We start from the raw sequence: 17,826 nt of genomic DNA, 5'->3' as shown, positions 1-17,826 counted from the left end.
AAACCAATTAAAAACTGGCTCCCCCATCTGAAAAGAGGCTGCGCGCGTAAGCGGGCAGCCTCTTTCGGGCGACAGTTGAAAAACCGTCTTATTGCTTGGCGGCAGCCAGCTGGGCAGCAACTTCTTCAGCGAAGTTGTCGACCGGCTTCTCGATGCCTTCGCCTACTTTGAAGTAGGTGAAGGAAACGATTTCAGCGCCAGCCTTCTTGGCCAGTTCGCCAACCTTGACTTCAGGGTTCTTGACGAACGCCTGCTCAACCAGGCTTGCTTCAGCCAGGAACTTGCTGATACGGCCCTTGACCATATTTTCAACAATGTTTTCTGGCTTGCCTTTGATTTTTTCTTCGTTCAACTGCAGGAACACAGCTTTTTCGCGTTCGATAGCTTCAGCCGAAACTTCCGATGGCAGCAGGAACTCAGGGTTGCTGGCCGCTACGTGCATAGCGATGTCTTTGGCCAGTTCAACGTTGCCGCCTTTCAGAACAACTGCAACACCGATCTTATTGCCGTGCAGGTAGCCACCAACAACGTCGCCTTCTACGCGAACCAGACGACGGATGTTGACGTTTTCGCCAACCTTGCCGACCAGTACCAGGCGAGCAGCTTCTTGAGCTTCGATCAGCGGAGCAACATCAGTCAGCTTGTCAGCGAAGGCTTTTTCAATGCTTTCAGCAACGAATGCCTTGAAGTCGTCCTGCAGAGCCAGGAAGTCGGTCTGCGAGTTCACTTCCAGCAGAACAGCAGATTTGCCGTCTTCTTTCAGAGCGATGGCGCCTTCAGCGGCAACGTTGCCAGCTTTTTTGGCAGCCTTGATTGCGCCCGAAGCACGCATGTCATCAATGGCTTTTTCGATGTCGCCGTCAGCCTTTTCCAGGGCTTTCTTGCAATCCATCATGCCTTCGCCGGTACGCTCGCGCAGTTCTTTAACCAACGCTGCAGTAATTGCTGCCATTTTCAAATTCCTCTTGGATAGGTTTTCAACCATTCCACCCGATCGAACGGGCGATCAATTCGTCCCGAACCCCACGTTGTAGCTGCTGCACGTTACAGAAGCTGTAGCTGCGCTGCCGACAAATGGTTTTCGAGGTGGCAAAAAGGGGGCCAAGCCCCCTTTTTGCTTACTGAGTCAACGCCAGGGCGTCAATTACTCAGCTGCAGCCTGAGTTTCTTCAGCTGCGAATTCTACAGTGCCGCCAGCAACATTGTTGCGACCACGGATTACTGCGTCAGCCATCGAACCCATGTACAGCTGGATAGCGCGGATTGCGTCATCGTTGCCTGGGATGATGTAGTCAACGCCTTCCGGGCTGCTGTTGGTGTCGACAACGCCGATGACCGGGATGCCCAGCTTGTTGGCTTCGGTGATCGCGATGCGCTCGTGGTCAACGTCGATCACGAACAGTGCGTCTGGCAGACCGCCCATGTCCTTGATACCGCCCAGCGAACGATCCAGCTTTTCAAGATCACGGGAGCGCATCAGCGCTTCTTTCTTGGTCAGCTTGGCGAAAGTACCGTCTTCGGCTTGAACTTCAAGGTCACGCAGACGCTTGATGGAAGCACGAATGGTTTTGAAGTTGGTCAGCATGCCGCCCAACCAGCGGTGATCGACGTACGGCGAACCGCAACGTGCTGCTTCTTCAGCAACGATCTTGCCAGCGGAACGCTTGGTGCCGACGAACAGAATCTTGTTTTTGCCCTGGGCCAGACGCTCTACGAAAGTCAGAGCTTCGTTGAACATTGGCAGGGTTTTTTCAAGGTTGATGATGTGAATCTTGTTACGCGCGCCGAAAATGTACTTACCCATTTTCGGATTCCAGTAACGGGTTTGGTGACCGAAGTGCACACCGGCCTTCAGCATATCGCGCATATTGACTTGGGACATGATAGTTCCTTAATAAGTCGGGTTTGGCCTCCACGTATCCCAATGACCAACCAGTGGCATAAAGCCAAAAGCACCCAGGTCATCGTGTCGACACGTGTGTGGATTTAAGCTTTTCGGGGTATCCCCGGAAAGCGGCGCATTTTATACCACAGGGTGCGCAGAAACGGAACCCGGAATCTGTATTCGCACCAAGGACATGGGCGCAGCCCCCTTGGAATCGGCCCCGAACGCACCATTGTATAGAGAGAAGCGATGCACGCGGGCGCTGAATTGCGCCGTGCGTCTGTTAGAATCGCGTTTTTCAGGGTCGCAAAACGCACACCTGCCACCCTATTCGTATCAGCAAGCGCCGCCGAGCGCAGAGAGAGCCTGTATGACCGTCAACCTCAAAACCCCCGAGGACATCGCTGGCATGCGTGTCGCCGGCAAACTGGCCGCCGATGTGCTGGAAATGATTGCCGAACATGTCAAACCGGGCGTCACCACCGATGAGCTGAACCAGATCTGCCACGACTACATCGTCAATGTGCAGCAAGCCATCCCTGCCCCGCTCAACTACAAGGGCTACCCGAAGTCGATCTGCACCTCGATCAACCACGTGGTCTGCCACGGCATACCGAACGACAAGCCGCTGAAAAACGGTGACACCCTGAATATCGACGTCACAGTGATCAAAGACGGTTACCACGGCGACACCAGCCGCATGTTCCACGTCGGCGAAGTGCCGGTGTGGGCCGAGCGCCTGTCGCAGATCACTCAGGAATGCATGTACAAGGCGATCGAAATCGTCAAACCTGGCTGCCGCCTCGGCGACATCGGCGAAGTGATCCAGAAGCACGCCGAGAAGAACGGTTTCTCGGTGGTTCGCGAGTTCTGCGGTCACGGTATTGGCAAGGTCTTCCACGAAGAGCCGCAGATTCTGCACTACGGCCGTGCCGGCACCGGCATGGAACTGAAGGCCGGCATGACCTTCACCATCGAACCGATGATCAACCAGGGCAAGGCCGACACCAAAGTATTGGGCGACGGTTGGACCGCGATCACCAAAGACCGCAAGCTGTCGGCTCAGTGGGAACACACCCTGCTGGTCACCGACACCGGCTACGAGATCTTCACCCTGCGCGCCGACGACACCATCCCGCGCATCTCGGCCTGATCCAGCAAACGCTCCCAGCCTTATAGAAGGAAAGCCAATCGATGCCGCAGGTGGATCCCGAACTCTTCGACCGCGGCCAGTTCCAGGCTGAACTGGCCCTGAAAGCGAGTCCTATCGCGGCGTTCAAGAAGGCGATCCGCCAGGCTCGCGAAGTACTCGACACGCGTTTTCGCAATGGCCGCGATATCCGTCGCCTGATCGAAGACCGTGCCTGGTTCGTCGACAACATCCTGCAAAAGGCCTGGGAGCAGTTCAACTGGAGCGAAGACGCCGATATCGCGCTGGTCGCGGTCGGCGGCTACGGCCGCGGTGAATTGCACCCGTATTCCGACATTGATTTGCTGATCCTGCTGGACAGCGCCGATCACGAAGTTTTCCGCGACTCCATCGAGCGTTTTCTGACATTGCTGTGGGACATCGGCCTGGAAGTCGGTCAGAGCGTACGCTCGGTCGATGAATGCGCCGAAGAAGCCCGCGCTGACCTGACGGTGGTCACCAACCTCATGGAGAGCCGCACCATCTGCGGCCCCGAGCGTCTGCGCCAGCGCATGCTCGACGTCACCAGCACCGCACACATGTGGCCGGCCAAGGAGTTTTTCCTCGCCAAGCGTGCTGAACAGAAGGCTCGCCACCACAAATACAACGACACCGAATACAACCTGGAACCCAACGTCAAAGGCTCGCCCGGCGGACTGCGGGATATTCAGACGATTCTGTGGGTGGCGCGTCGCCAATACGGCACCCTGAACCTGCGCGCCCTCGCCGGCGAAGGTTTCCTCGTCGAAAGCGAAAACGCCCTGCTCGCCTCTTCCCAGGAATTCCTCTGGAAAGTGCGCTATGCCCTGCACATGCTCGCCGGTCGCTCTGAAGACCGCTTGCTGTTCGACCATCAAAGGACCATCGCCGGGCTACTCGGTTTTGAAGGCGACGACGCCAAACAGGCCGTCGAAAACTTCATGCAGCAATATTTCCGTGTAGTGATGAGCATCGCCCAGCTCAGCGACCTGATCATCCAGCACTTCGAAGAGGTCATCCTCGCCCCGGAAGACGAAGCGCCGCCGCAGCCGATCAACTCGCGCTTCCAGCTCCACGACGGCTACATCGAAGCACGCAACGACAACGTGTTCCGCCGCACGCCGTTCGCCATGCTCGAAATCTTCGTGCTGATGGCCCAGCAGCCAGAAATCAAAGGCGTGCGCGCCGACACCATTCGTCTGCTGCGCGAGAACCGTCACTTGATCGACGACAACTTCCGCAACGATATCCGCAACACCAGCCTGTTCATCGAGCTCTTCAAGTGCAAGATCGGCATCCACCGCAACCTGCGCCGGATGAACCGTTACGGCATCCTTGGCCGTTATCTGCCGGAGTTCGGTTTTATCGTCGGCCAGATGCAGCATGACCTGTTCCATATTTATACGGTCGATGCCCACACGCTGAACCTGATCAAGCACCTGCGCAAATTGCAGTACACCCAGGTCTCGGAGAAGTTTCCGCTGGCCGCCAAGCTCATGGCCAAACTGCCCAAGCCAGAGCTCATCTACATGGCGGGCCTGTATCACGACATCGGTAAGGGCCGGCATGGCGATCACTCGGAGATCGGTGCGGTCGATGCCGAAGCGTTCTGCCAGCGCCACCAGTTGCCGGTGTGGGACAGCCGCCTGATCGTCTGGCTGGTGCAGAACCATTTGGTGATGTCGACCACGGCGCAGCGCAAGGACTTGTCCGACCCGCAGGTGATCCACGACTTTGCCTTGGCCGTCGGCGATGAAACCCGTCTCGACTATCTCTATGTGCTGACCGTCGCCGACATCAACGCGACCAATCCGACGCTGTGGAACTCATGGCGCGCCAGCCTGTTGCGCCAGCTCTATACCGAGACCAAACGCGCCTTGCGCCGCGGCCTGGAAAATCCCGTGGATCGCGAAGAGCAGATCCGCCAGACCCAGAGCGCCGCGCTGGACATTCTGGTGCGCGGCGGCACTGACCCGGATGATGTCGAGCAGTTGTGGGCGCAACTGGGCGATGACTACTTCCTGCGCCACACCGCCGGCGACGTGGCCTGGCACAGTGACGCGATCCTGCAGCAACCGGTCGATGGCGGACCGCTGGTGCTGATCAAGGAAACCACCCAGCGCGAGTTCGAGGGCGGCACACAGATCTTCATTTATGCACCGGATCAGCACGACTTTTTCGCCGTGACCGTGGCTGCCATGGATCAGCTCAATCTGAACATTCATGACGCCCGGGTTATCACTTCGAGCAGCCAGTTCACCCTCGACACCTACATCGTGCTCGACAACGAAGGCGAATCCATCGGCGACAACCCGGCGCGGGTCAAGCAAATCCGCGAAGGCCTGACCGAAGCCCTGCGCAACCCGGACGACTACCCGACGATCATTCAGCGCCGCGTGCCGCGCCAGCTCAAGCATTTCGCCTTTGCGCCACAAGTGACGATTCACAACGATGCCCAGCGTCCGGTGACGGTGCTGGAATTGACTGCGCCTGATCGTCCGGGACTGCTGGCGCGAATCGGCGGGATTTTCCTCGAGTTCGACCTGTCGCTGCAGAACGCCAAGATTGCGACCCTCGGCGAGCGGGTGGAAGACGTGTTCTTTATCACCGACGCCCACAACCAGCCGCTGTCCGACCCGTTGCTGTGTAGCCGCTTGCAGGATGCGATCGTTGAGCAACTGAGCGTCAATCAGGAACCCGATATCAAATTGTCGCGCCTCAGTATTTGATGGCGCCCCCGGATTCAAATGGCTTTGCGAGAGACCCAGCCCCAATGAACAACGCTCTGAACCAGCTCCAGCCGTACCCGTTCGAAAAGCTCCGCGCCCTGCTCGGCACCGTGACCCCGAACCCGGATAAACGCCCGATCGCCCTGTCGATCGGCGAGCCGAAACACCGTTCGCCAAGCTTTGTCGCCGAAGCACTGGCCAACAGTCTGGATCAGATGGCGGTGTATCCGACGACCCTCGGTATCCCGGCGCTGCGTGAAGCCATTGCCGGCTGGTGCGAGCGGCGTTTCGGTGTGCCTGGCGGCTGGATCGATCCGGCGCGCAACGTGCTGCCGGTCAACGGCACCCGTGAAGCGTTGTTCGCGTTCACCCAGACCGTGGTCAACCGTGGCGACGACGCGCTGGTGGTCAGCCCGAACCCGTTCTACCAGATCTACGAAGGCGCGGCGTTCCTCGCCGGCGCCAAGCCGCATTACCTGCCGTGCCTCGACGAGAACGGCTTCAACCCGGATTTCGATGCGGTTTCGCCGGACATCTGGAAACGCTGCCAGATCCTGTTCCTCTGCTCGCCGGGCAACCCCACCGGTGCACTGATCCCGGTCGACACCCTGAAAAAACTCATCGCTCTGGCGGATGAATACGACTTCGTGATCGCCGCCGACGAGTGCTACAGCGAGCTGTACTTCGACGAACAGACTCCACCGCCGGGCCTGCTGACGGCCTGCGTCGAACTGGGCCGCAAAGACTTCAAGCGTTGCGTGGTGTTCCATAGCCTGTCCAAGCGTTCCAACCTGCCGGGCCTGCGCTCCGGTTTCGTGGCCGGTGACGCCGACATCCTCAAAGGCTTCCTGCTGTATCGCACCTACCACGGCTGCGCGATGCCGGTACAAACGCAACTGGCCAGCGTGGCGGCGTGGAATGACGAAGTTCATGTGCGCGCCAACCGTGCGCTGTATCGCGAGAAATTCGATGCGGTGCTGGAGATCCTCAGCCCGGTGATGGACGTACAGCGCCCGGATGGCAGCTTTTATCTGTGGCCGAACGTGCAAGGTGATGACGCGGCGTTCTGCCGGGACCTGTTCGCTGAAGAACACGTGACCGTAGTGCCGGGCTCCTATCTCTCCAGGGAAGTGGAAGGCGTCAACCCGGGCGCTGGTCGTGTACGCATGGCACTGGTTGCGCCATTGGCGGAATGCGTGGAGGCCGCAGAACGAATTCGCGACTTTATCAGTCGGCATAAGTAACAACTTAATGGGTCGCGCCAGGCAGACTGGCGCGACCACTCCTATATAAAATACCCCCTTACAACTAAAAGCTTTAAACCTTCCTTTCCCGCGCTATAACTTGATTGCAGTGAGACTTTACATCCATAAAGTTTCGTACCCGACCCATCAACACATTTAAAAAGTGCGACCAAGCAAATAGCTGATTTGGCGCTTTACGCAATTTAAGATCTTTAAAAGGAATTGAAGGTGCACACACTCAAACCCTGCCTACTACTTGGTGTTAATGATCCAATAGCCAGTTATCGTTCTGCCATTAACGAAAACCCGAAAAACATGGCCAACAAACAAACAGGCAAAGTATCGGCTCGCGCCACCGCACTCAATACTAAGTTCTGGAACCCGTCACGAACATTGACCATTTCATTTATGGACAATCCGCCCGCCGCCCTGAAAGACGCCATTAAAGCATTGATCCGGGAATGGGCGGACTATATCAGCCTGCCATTAGTCTTTATTGAGGGAAAGCAAGGCATTATCAGGATCAAAACCGCCACGGACCAGAATGCATCGCAGATTGGCACCGATGCACTCGCCATCGATGCAAAAGAACCGACCCTGTTCATTTCTTCGCGGCCGACGGACTTTGATTTCAGAACCGTTGTTTTGCATGAGTTTGGCCATGCTCTGGGTTTGCATCATGAACACCTGCATCCGGATGCCAATATTCCCTGGAACAAGGCCAAGGTCTATGAAGAGTACGCAAAAAAATGGGGCATGGACAAAAACGCTGTAGACCTGAACCTGTTCACACCGATCAGTGAAGCAAGCACCATTACGGATTATGACAAAACCTCGATCATGCACTATCCGGTCGAGAAAGAGCTGACCGACGGCCGGTTCGAAGTACCGATGAACACGGAACTGAGCCACCATGACAAGCATATCGTCAGTCATTTATATCCGGTTGAGCACTCGGACGGCGGCTCCTGCGAACGCCCTTGAATACAGAAGAACCAAGGCACTGTAACTCACCAATAAATACCCCTGCCATCTTGCATTGTGCAAGGCGGCGTTTTAAGCATTGCGTTACAACAACACTCAACCAAAACGCGTGAAACGCATTATCTTCTTCCTGCCTGAGAATCACCAAACATCCACACAGGACACTTCCGCCATAAACAATAAGGATATTGAATATGCACAACTATCACTTTGTAAAAATGATGCGACCGGGGCTGAAGGTATCCCCTTCTACCAACCAACTCACAACAGCAGTGCGCCACAAACGTTCTGTGACACACCCGAATTGGCTCTGGGAAAATGCCAGTACTGTCACCTTTTCTTTCAAGGAAGATGTCCCCGCCGACCTGCGACTACGCATCGAGTATTGTATTCGGCAATGGGAACCGTATATCAGCCTGGCCCTTGAACTCGTGGAAGATGGCCAAGGCCAGATCCGAATTGCAGTAGAAGGCGAAGCCAGTCATTCACAACTCGGCACAAACGCGCTGTTGCTTGCCCAGGAAGAGCCGACCATGGTTCTGGGAATAAAGACTGACTCTCCTCTATTCGAAAAGATAGTGCTGCATGAATTCGGGCATGCACTGGGATTTCATCATGCGCACCTTCACCCGGACGCCAATATCCCATGGGACAAACCGACCATCTATGCCGTAATGGCAAAGGAAGGCTGGGATAAAGAAGATGTCGATGAGAACTACTTCAACCGCCTTCCGGCTCACGCAGTCTACGGTGCCTACGATAAACATTCAGTCATGCATTACGGGGTACCCGGCGCCTGGACGTTCAATAGACTGAATATCGAAGAGACCAGGACGCTGAGCGAAGGCGACAAAAACTTCGCCAGAACAATCTATCCTGCCCTCGACTACCGGGCACTGCCTACTTGACCTGCCCCAGATTCGCCTCACTCAAATCAAGCTCCCCCAAAACCTCGCGCAATACGTCGTCACCGATCTGGTGTTGACGACTGAGGTTATAGAGTTCAAGGCGTTGCGCTCGCAGCGCCTTCAGACGCAAACGGCGCTCCAGCAGATCCATCTGGAACGCCAGCGCCTGAGCTTCTGCCGAGTCATTGAACACCTCAAGCTGATGGCGATATTCGGACATGATCCGCGCCTTCAGTTCTGCTGACAGAGCCGCCTGAGCAGCGTCCTGCGGGGTGGTTTCCTGTGTCTCCAGCGCATGAATCGCCGCTTCTGCGGTTTTGCGCCAGGCGTCACGCACTTCCTGCCGACGCTTGTCATCGGGGCTCTTTTCTATGCCACGCAGCAACAGCGGCAGTGCGATACACGCCGACACCAGCGACAGCAAAATCACCCCGGCAGCGATGAAGATCAACAGGTCACGCTCGGGAAAAGCATCGGCCCCCATCAACATCGGCACCGACATCACACCCGCCAGCGTCACCGCACCGCGCACACCACCGACCGTCAGCAGCCAGCAGGAGCGCGCGGTCGGCACCTGCGTCAGCTCGCCCTTGCCACGCAAACGGCGCAGCAGCACAGACAAACGCCAGATGCTCTGCACCCAGATAAACCGCAGCAATACCAGGGCGAGGAAAATCGCCACGACATCCAGACAGCGATATAACAGGGTCGGCCACAACGTCGGCTCGTGGCTGACCACGGCTTTGATGATGTCCGGCAATTGCAGGCCGAGCAGAAGGAAAATCAGCCCGTTGAAAGCGAACTCCAGCAGCGACCAGACGCTGCGATTGAGCAGCCGGGTGCTGGTCTGCCGTGGCAACAGATCGAGCCAGCTCTGCATCATCCCCGCCGCGACGGCCGAGAGTATGCCCGAGACGCCAAGACGTTCGGCCAACACGTAAGCCGCGAACGGCAGCAGCAACATGAACACCACGTGAGTTGCCGGATCATCCCAGCCACGGGCGATCATCCACGCCCGCAAGCGCCCGACCAGCCAGCTCAGCGCCACGCCGACCGCCAGCCCGCCGAGCGCTACCACGACGAAGGTCAGACTCGCATTGGTCAGCGAAAACACGCCAGTCACTGCCGCCGCCAGGGCAAATTTAAACGTCACCAGACCCGAAGCATCGTTCATCAGCGCTTCGCCCTGCAGCATATGCATCAGCGGCGTGGGCAAGCGATTCTGCGAAATGGCCGACACCGCCACGGCGTCCGTCGGCGACAGCACCGCCGCCAGGGCGAAGGCGACCGGCAACGGAATTGACGGCAACAACCAATGAATGAAATAGCCAGCGCCGACCACCGTGAACAGCACCAGCCCGACGGCCAGCGTCAGGATCGGCCCGCGCAGACGCCAGAACTCGCGTTTGGGCATGCGCCAACCGTCGGAAAACAACAGCGGCGGCAGGAACAGAAACAGAAACAGTTCGGGATCAAGGGCCACATGCAGGCCGAGGGTCGGCCAGGCCAACAACGCACCGGCGGCAATTTGTACCAGAGGCAGTGGCAGCGGGATGACCCGTCCGACCAACCGCGAAACGCTGACCAGCATCAGCAGGATCAGGACGGTATAAGCAGTTTGCATAAAGCGGAAATCTCAGACAATCGACAGCGTTGAACTGCCATATTAGCCGCTTAGGATGCGTCTGACCGTTGCACCTATGTCGCACGCCCTGTCGCAAATCCCCTTGTAGGAGTGAGCCTGCTCGCGATAACGGTTTAACATTCAACAATGTAGTGGCAGGTAAATCGCCATCGCGAGCAGGCTCACTCCTACAGGGTTTTGCGGTGGGAAATCGACCTCAGGCGCCGCGAAACCGTTTGGTCATGGCATAATCCGACACCATTTTTCTCCAGCACCTGTAAAGGGGGCGATTCCTTGACCGTTTCAAGTAAAACGTTGCACCTTTTCGGCATCAAAGCCTGCGACACCATGAAGAAGGCGCGCACCTGGCTCGATGAACACGCTGTCAGCTACGACTTTCATGATTACAAAACCGCCGGCATCGACCGTGAGCACCTGACCCAATGGTGTGACGAACACGGCTGGCAAACGGTGTTGAACCGTGCAGGCACGACCTTTCGCAAACTCGACGACGAACGTAAAGCCGATCTCGACCAGTCGAAAGCCATCGAACTGATGCTCGCTCAACCCTCGATGATCAAGCGCCCGGTGCTCGATCTCGGTGACCGAACCCTGATTGGCTTCAAGCCAGATATCTACGCGGCCGCTCTGAAGTAAGCAGCCCGTCACTCTTTGTAGAGGTGTATTTACATGTCCAATTCCCTGTTCAGCATCGCCTTTGGTGTCGGCACTCAGAACCGTCAAGGCGCGTGGCTGGAAGTGTTCTACGCACAGCCACTGCTCAATCCTTCGGCCGAACTGGTCGCCGCGGTTGCGCCGATCCTCGGTTACACCGAAGGCAACCAGGCCATCACTTTCACCACCGCCCAGGCAGCGCAGCTGGCTGAAGCCGTGAAAGGCATCGATGCCGTGCAAGGCAAGCTGCTGACCCGTCTGGCCGAGAGCCACAAGCCGCTGGTCGCCACCCTGCTGGCCGAAGACGCACAGCTGACTTCGACACCTGAGGCTTACCTCAAGCTGCACCTGCTGTCGCACCGTCTGGTCAAACCACACGGCGTGAGCCTGGCCGGGATCTTCCCGCTGCTGCCAAACGTCGCATGGACCAGCCAGGGCGCCATCGACCTGAGCGAACTGGCCGAAATGCAACTGGAAGCGCGCCTGCGTGGCGACCTGCTGGAAGTGTTCTCGGTGGACAAGTTCCCGAAAATGACCGACTACGTGGTTCCGGCCGGCGTGCGTATCGCTGACGCCGCGCGTCTGCGCCTGGGCGCTTACGTCGGTGAAGGCACCACCGTGATGCACGAAGGTTTCATCAACTTCAACGCCGGCACCGAAGGCCCGGGCATGATCGAAGGCCGTGTATCCGCTGGCGTATTCGTCGGCAAGGGTTCGGACCTGGGCGGCGGTTGCTCGACCATGGGCACCCTGTCGGGCGGCGGCAACATCGTGATCAAGGTCGGCGAAGGCTGTTTGATCGGCGCCAACGCCGGTATCGGTATTCCGTTGGGCGACCGCAACACCGTTGAGTCGGGCCTGTACGTGACCGCCGGCACCAAGGTCGCGCTGCTCGACGAAAACAACAACCTGGTCAAGGTTGTGAAGGCGCGTGAGCTGGCCGGTCAGACTGACCTGCTGTTCCGTCGCAATTCGGAAACCGGCGCTGTGGAATGCAAAACCCACAAATCGGCGATCGAACTGAACGAAGCGCTGCACGCTCACAACTAAGTGCCGCAGGCACTTGTGGGAGCGAGCCTGCTCGCGAAGGCGTCCATATGGACGCAAAAAGCTTCGCGAGCAGGCTCGCTCCCACAGTGTCTTGTGTACACCCCGCCCAAGTTCACAGGGCTGAACAGATGATGATTCCCTCCCCCTGGCGCGCCGATTTCCCGGCCATCGCCGCGCTGCAACGGCAAGACCAGACCTATCTGGACAACGCCGCCACCACGCAAAAACCCCAAGCCCTGCTCGCCGCACTGACGCATTACTACGCCAACGGCGCGGCCAATGTGCATCGTGCGCAACACCTGCCCGGTGCCCATGCCACGCAGGCGTTCGAAGACAGTCGACTCAAGGTCGCGCAGTGGCTGAATGCCGGTGACAGCGGGCGGATCATCTTCACCCACGGCGCCACCAGTGCGCTGAACCTCCTGGCCTATGGCCTGGAACATCTTTTCCACCCGGGCGATGAGATTGTCATCAGCGCCCTGGAGCATCACGCCAACCTGCTGCCGTGGCAGCAACTGGCGCAACGGCGCAGTCTCAAACTGGTGATCCTGCCGCTGGACGCCGACGGCTTGATCGACCTCGCTGCCGCTGTGCATTTGATCGGCCCGCGCACGCGGTTGCTGGCGGTCAGTCAGCTTTCCAACGTACTCGGTTCGTGGCAACCGTTGCCAGCGTTGCTGGGCATGGCCAAGGCGCAGAACGCGCTGACCGTGGTCGATGGCGCGCAAGGTGTGGTGCACGGTCGCCACGACGTGCAGGCGCTGGGTTGCGACTTTTATGTGTTTTCCAGCCACAAGCTCTATGGCCCCGATGGCCTTGGCGTGCTGTTCGGGCGCAATGCAGCACTTGAGCAGCTGAAGCCCTGGCAGTTCGGCGGCGAAATGGTCCTGGAAGCCAACTATCACGACTCGCGTTTCCGCCCTGCGCCACTGGGTTTTGAAGCGGGTACGCCGCCGATTGCCAGTGTGATCGGCCTTGGCGCGACGCTCGATTATCTGGCCGGGCTGGATCAGGACGCGGTGTCTGCCCACGAAGCGGCGCTGCATGACTATCTGCTGCGAGGCCTCGCCGCTCGTAACGGCATTCGTCTGCTCGGCAAGCCGCAACTGGCGCTGGCGAGTTTTGTCGTCGAGGGCGTGCACAACGCCGATTTGGCGCACTTGCTGACAGAACAAGGGATCGCCGTGCGCGCCGGGCATCATTGCGCGATGCCGCTGCTGAAAAGCCTTGAGCTGGCTGGAGCGATTCGTGTGTCGCTGGCGCTGTACAACGACTCCGAGGATCTGGAGCGTTTCTTTGAAGCGCTGGATCAGGCGCTGGAGTTGTTGCGATGAGCCTGCCGGTCGAGGCAGCCGAAGCGTTGCAGACTTTTCAGAATGCAGCGGGCTGGGAACAGCGGGCGCGGCTGCTGATGCAGATTGGCGATCGCCTGCCGCTGCTGGATGACGCGGACAAGTGCGAAGCCAACCGGGTGCATGGCTGTGAAAGCCAGGTGTGGCTGGTTGGGGCGTTGCGTGACGGTCACTGGCAATTCAACGCGAGCAGCGATGCGCGGATGATTCGCGGGTTGGTGGCGTTGTTGCTGTTGCGGGTCAATGGCTTGTCGGCGGAAGAATTGCAGCAAGTGGATTTGCCGGACTGGTTCAATCAACTCGGCCTTTCGCGCCAGTTATCCCCCTCGCGCAGCAATGGCTTGAATGCCGTGCTGCAGCGAATGCGTGAACTCGCCCCTGACTGATCGTTCCCACGCTCTGCGTGGGAATGCCTCAACGGGCGCTCCGCGTTCGGCTCTTGATTTGGAACTCAGAGCGTCCCGGGCTGCATTCCCACGCGGAGCGCGGGAATGATCGGTCACTGGTCAGGCCTGAGGTTTGACCCGATCCGCCGGGCGCCGAACACCCGCGACAATCTTGTCCACAGCCTTAGTCGCCGCGACCATGCCGAACGTCGCCGTGACCATCATCACCGCACCAAACCCGCCGGCGCAGTCCAGCTTCACGCCGTCGCCGACAAAACTCTTCTGCAAACAAATGCTGCCATCGGGTTTCGGATAACGCAGCTGTTCCGTGGAAAACACACAGGGCACGCTGTAATGGCGGGTCACGGTGCGCGAGAAGCCGTAGTCACGACGCAACGTCGAGCGCACTTTCGAGGCCAACGGGTCGTTGAACGTACGGTTGAGATCGCACACCTGAATCAGCGTTGGATCGATCTGCCCGCCCGCACCACCGGTGGTGATGATCTGAATCTTGCGGCGCTTGCACCAGGCGATCAGCGCAGCCTTGGCGTTGACCGCGTCGATGCAGTCGATCACGCAGTCGATGTTCGGCGTGATGTATTCGGCCATGGTCTCGCGGGTGACGAAGTCCGCCACCGCGTGCACGGTGCAATCCGGGTTGATCCCGCGCAGGCGCTCGGCCATGACCTCGACCTTGGGTTTGCCGACGGTGCTGTCCAGCGCGTGCAACTGCCGATTGGCGTTGCTGACGCAGACGTCATCGAGGTCGAACAGCGAAATCTCGCCGACGCCACAACGGGCCATGGCTTCCGCCGCCCAGGAACCGACGCCACCGACGCCGACGATCGCCACATGGGCCGCGCGCAAACGCGCCAGACCTTCGATGCCATACAAACGGGCGATGCCTGCAAACCGCGGATCTTCTGTACTCATGACCATTACCCCAAAAACCGGCGCGCATTATAGGGCTACACAGCGACAAGTTTTAAGCTTCGAGCTACAAGTGTAAGAACTTAAGTCAAAGTCGGCTGCCCAATGTCGGGCATTTCCCTGTCTGATGTACGACTTGCGAACTGCCGGTGTAGGATGCGCGCCCCTCGGGCGTCTAGCCGACCGATCCTTCGTTCCACAGCCTTTGGAACCCGAAATAGCTATGTCATCGCGTAAATTTGGACTCAACCTGGTGGTGGTGCTGGCCATCGCCGCCCTGTTCACCGGTTTCTGGGCGCTGATCAACCGCCCGGTTTCCGCGCCGAACTGGCCGGAGCAGATCTCCGGTTTCTCCTATTCGCCGTTCCAGCAAGGACAATTCCCGCAGAAGGATCAGTATCCGACTGACGACGAAATGCGCCGCGACCTGGAGATCATGAGCAAGCTGACGGACAACATCCGCATCTACTCGGTCGACGGCTCACTGCAAGACATCCCGAAACTGGCTGAGGAATTCGGTCTGCGCGTGACGCTGGGGATCTGGATCAGCCCCGATCAGGAACGCAACGAGCGGGAAATCACCCGCGCCATCGAACTGGCCAACACTTCGCGCAGCGTGGTGCGCGTGGTGGTCGGTAACGAAGCGATCTTCCGTAAGGAAATCACCGCCCAAGAACTGAGCGTGCTGCTCGATCGCGTCCGCGCGGCGGTGAAAGTGCCGGTGACCACGTCCGAGCAATGGCACGTCTGGGAAGAACACCCGGAACTGGCCAAACACGTTGACCTGATTGCCGCCCACGTTCTGCCGTACTGGGAGTTCATTCCAGTCGACAAGGCTGGCCAATTTGTTTTCGACCGCGCTCGCGACCTGAAAAAGCTGTTCCCGAAAAAACCGCTGCTGCTCTCCGAGGTCGGCTGGCCGAGCAACGGGCGCATGCGCGGTGGCGCCGATGCGTCGCCGGCGGATCAGGCGATCTACCTGCGCAACCTGGTCAACAAACTTAACCGCCAGGGCTTCAACTACTTCGTGATCGAAGCGTTTGACCAGCCGTGGAAGGCCAGCGACGAAGGCTCGGTCGGCGCGTATTGGGGCGTGTTCAACGCCGCGCGCCAGCAGAAATTCAACTTCGAAGGCCCGGTCGTCGCGATCCCGCAGTGGCGCGTACTGGCCATCGGTTCGGTGGTGCTGGCGCTGTTGTCGCTGACCCTGCTGATGATCGACGGCTCGGCCCTGCGTCAACGTGGGCGGATCTTCCTGACCTTCATCGCGTTTCTCTGCGGTTCGGTATTGGTGTGGATCGGTTACGACTACAGCCTGCAATACAGCACGTGGTTCAGTTTGACCGTCGGATTCCTCTTGGCGCTCGGCGCGCTCGGGGTGTTTATCGTTTTGCTCACCGAAGCGCATGAATTGGCCGAGGCGGTGTGGATTCACAAACGTCGGCGCGAATTCCTGCCCGTCGAAGGCGACTCCAGCTACCGGCCGAAAGTCTCGATCCACGTGCCGTGCTACAACGAGCCGCCGGAGATGGTCAAACAGACCCTCGACGCACTGGCGGCGCTCGATTATCCAGACTACGAAGTCTTGATCATCGACAACAACACCAAGGATCCGGCGGTGTGGGAACCGGTGCGCGACTACTGCGAAACCCTCGGCCCGCGCTTCAAGTTCTTCCACGTCTCGCCCCTGGCCGGTTTCAAGGGCGGCGCACTGAACTACCTGATTCCGCACACCGCCAAGGATGCCGAAGTGATCGCGGTGATCGACTCCGATTACTGCGTACACCCGAACTGGCTCAAGCACATGGTGCCGCACTTCGCCGACCCGAAAATCGCTGTGGTGCAATCGCCGCAGGATTATCGCGACCAGAACGAAAGCACCTTCAAGAAGCTTTGCTACGCCGAATACAAAGGCTTCTTCCACATCGGCATGGTCACCCGTAACGACCGTGACGCGATCATCCAGCACGGCACCATGACCATGACCCGGCGCTCGGTGCTGGAAGAGTTGGGCTGGGCCGACTGGTGCATCTGTGAAGACGCCGAACTCGGTCTGCGTGTTTTCGAGAAAGGCCTGTCGGCGGCGTATTACCACAACAGCTACGGCAAGGGTCTGATGCCGGATACCTTCATAGACTTCAAGAAACAGCGTTTCCGCTGGGCCTACGGTGCGATCCAGATCATCAAGCGCCACACCGGCAGCCTGCTGCGCGGCAAGGACACCGAGCTGACGCGCGGCCAGCGTTACCACTTCCTTGCCGGCTGGCTGCCGTGGGTCGCGGACGGCATGAACATCTTCTTCACCGTCGGCGCGCTGTTGTGGTCGGCGGCGATGATCATCGTGCCGCAACGGGTTGATCCGCCACTGCTGATCTTCGCAATCCCGCCGCTGGCATTGTTCGTGTTCAAGGTCGGCAAGATCATCTTCCTCTACCGTCGCGCCGTCGGCGTGAACCTGAAAGATGCGTTCTGCGCGGCGCTGGCCGGACTGGCGTTGTCGCACACCATCGCCAAAGCGGTGCTGTACGGCTTCTTCACCAGCAGCATTCCGTTCTTCCGCACGCCGAAAAACGCCGACAACCATGGCTTCTGGGTGGCGATTTCCGAGGCTCGGGAAGAGCTGTTCATCATGCTGCTGTTGTGGGGCGCGGCGCTGGGGATCTATCTGGTCAACGGCATGCCGAGCAACGACATGCGTTTCTGGGTGGTGATGTTGCTGGTGCAGTCGCTGCCGTATCTGGCGGCGCTGATCATGGCGTTCCTGTCGTCGCTGCCCAAACCTGCGGCTGCGCCTGAGCCGGCTGCCGCATAATCGGTAACGGATAACGTCAAACGGCGGCCTTCGGGCCGCCGTTTTGCTTTAGAATGAATGCCTTTTTCAATGCCAACAA

14 protein-coding genes are annotated in these 17,826 nt (G+C 58.6%); 10 read left to right on the top strand and 4 right to left on the bottom strand.

Going from position 1 to position 17,826, the window contains the following annotated elements; genetic code table 11:
- Window positions 1-88 precede the first annotated feature (88 nt).
- Together tsf and rpsB are read right to left on the bottom strand one after the other, a co-directional pair.
- Window positions 89-952 carry a translation elongation factor Ts gene (gene tsf / locus P3G59_RS05625; protein ID WP_064120740.1) on the bottom strand — a complete coding sequence of 288 codons (864 nt, stop codon included), beginning with the start codon at window positions 950-952 and terminating at the stop codon, window positions 89-91.
- A 192-nt stretch (window positions 953-1,144) separates the two neighbouring features.
- Window positions 1,145-1,882: a 30S ribosomal protein S2 gene (rpsB, locus tag P3G59_RS05620; RefSeq protein WP_003222119.1), complete on the bottom strand. Its 738-nt coding sequence runs from the start codon at window positions 1,880-1,882 to the stop codon at window positions 1,145-1,147.
- Window positions 1,883-2,255: 373 nt separating this feature from the next.
- On the opposite strand from rpsB, the gene map reads away from it, so the two are divergent.
- The 5 genes from map to P3G59_RS05595 all read left to right on the top strand — a co-directional run bounded on the left by map (window position 2,256) and on the right by P3G59_RS05595 (window position 8,918).
- Window positions 2,256-3,038 carry a type I methionyl aminopeptidase gene (map, locus tag P3G59_RS05615; RefSeq protein ID WP_016985097.1) on the top strand — a complete coding sequence of 261 codons (783 nt, stop codon included), beginning with the start codon at window positions 2,256-2,258 and terminating at the stop codon, window positions 3,036-3,038.
- Window positions 3,039-3,079: 41 nt separating this feature from the next.
- Entirely contained in the window at window positions 3,080-5,782 is a 2,703-nt protein-coding gene (locus P3G59_RS05610; protein ID WP_277760778.1) for a [protein-PII] uridylyltransferase, read from the top strand.
- 44 nt (window positions 5,783-5,826) lie between these two features.
- The gene (gene dapC, locus P3G59_RS05605) at window positions 5,827-7,026 is read left to right on the top strand and encodes a succinyldiaminopimelate transaminase (protein ID WP_277760777.1); all 1,200 of its coding nucleotides are present in this window, start codon (window positions 5,827-5,829) and stop codon (window positions 7,024-7,026) included.
- A 228-nt stretch (window positions 7,027-7,254) separates the two neighbouring features.
- Complete coding sequence (locus P3G59_RS05600) at window positions 7,255-8,010, top strand: M12 family metallopeptidase (RefSeq protein WP_277760776.1); 756 nt, start codon at window positions 7,255-7,257, stop codon at window positions 8,008-8,010.
- 194 nt (window positions 8,011-8,204) lie between these two features.
- A complete protein-coding gene (locus P3G59_RS05595; protein ID WP_277760775.1) occupies window positions 8,205-8,918 on the top strand; it encodes a M12 family metallopeptidase in 714 nt (237 codons plus the stop codon).
- Here the strand turns inward: P3G59_RS05595 and P3G59_RS05590 are convergent.
- Complete coding sequence (locus tag P3G59_RS05590) at window positions 8,911-10,542, bottom strand: Na+/H+ antiporter (RefSeq protein WP_277760774.1); 1,632 nt, start codon at window positions 10,540-10,542, stop codon at window positions 8,911-8,913. The genes P3G59_RS05595 and P3G59_RS05590 overlap by 8 nt on opposite strands.
- Window positions 10,543-10,836: 294 nt before the next feature.
- Here P3G59_RS05590 and P3G59_RS05585 point away from each other — a divergent pair, with 294 nt between their 5' ends.
- From P3G59_RS05585 to P3G59_RS05570, 4 genes are all read left to right on the top strand, one after another.
- Complete coding sequence (locus tag P3G59_RS05585; protein ID WP_003222107.1) at window positions 10,837-11,199, top strand: ArsC family reductase; 363 nt, start codon at window positions 10,837-10,839, stop codon at window positions 11,197-11,199.
- Between the two features lie 33 nt (window positions 11,200-11,232).
- Window positions 11,233-12,267: a 2,3,4,5-tetrahydropyridine-2,6-dicarboxylate N-succinyltransferase gene (dapD, locus tag P3G59_RS05580; protein WP_122591337.1), complete on the top strand. Its 1,035-nt coding sequence runs from the start codon at window positions 11,233-11,235 to the stop codon at window positions 12,265-12,267.
- A gap of 128 nt (window positions 12,268-12,395) precedes the next feature.
- Entirely contained in the window at window positions 12,396-13,601 is a 1,206-nt protein-coding gene (locus tag P3G59_RS05575) for a cysteine desulfurase (RefSeq protein ID WP_277760773.1), read from the top strand.
- A complete protein-coding gene (locus P3G59_RS05570; protein ID WP_277760772.1) occupies window positions 13,598-14,005 on the top strand; it encodes a SufE family protein in 408 nt (135 codons plus the stop codon). The genes P3G59_RS05575 and P3G59_RS05570 overlap by 4 nt, the downstream gene beginning before the upstream one ends.
- A 120-nt stretch (window positions 14,006-14,125) precedes the next feature.
- Here P3G59_RS05570 and tcdA read toward each other — a convergent pair whose 3' ends face one another.
- Window positions 14,126-14,944 carry a tRNA cyclic N6-threonylcarbamoyladenosine(37) synthase TcdA gene (tcdA, locus tag P3G59_RS05565; protein WP_007908865.1) on the bottom strand — a complete coding sequence of 273 codons (819 nt, stop codon included), beginning with the start codon at window positions 14,942-14,944 and terminating at the stop codon, window positions 14,126-14,128.
- 214 nt (window positions 14,945-15,158) lie between these two features.
- Between tcdA and P3G59_RS05560 the strand changes: the two genes are divergently transcribed.
- Window positions 15,159-17,747, top strand: a complete 2,589-nt coding sequence (locus P3G59_RS05560) for a glycosyltransferase (protein WP_277760771.1) — start codon at window positions 15,159-15,161, stop codon at window positions 17,745-17,747.
- Window positions 17,748-17,826 lie beyond the last annotated feature (79 nt).

It is taken from the genome of Pseudomonas sp. A34-9 (assembly GCF_029543085.1).
In the GTDB taxonomy this organism is placed as follows: Bacteria; Pseudomonadota; Gammaproteobacteria; order Pseudomonadales; family Pseudomonadaceae; genus Aquipseudomonas.
Note: the sequence above shows the minus strand (reverse complement) of the source record. Positions and strands in the feature narration are given on the sequence as shown.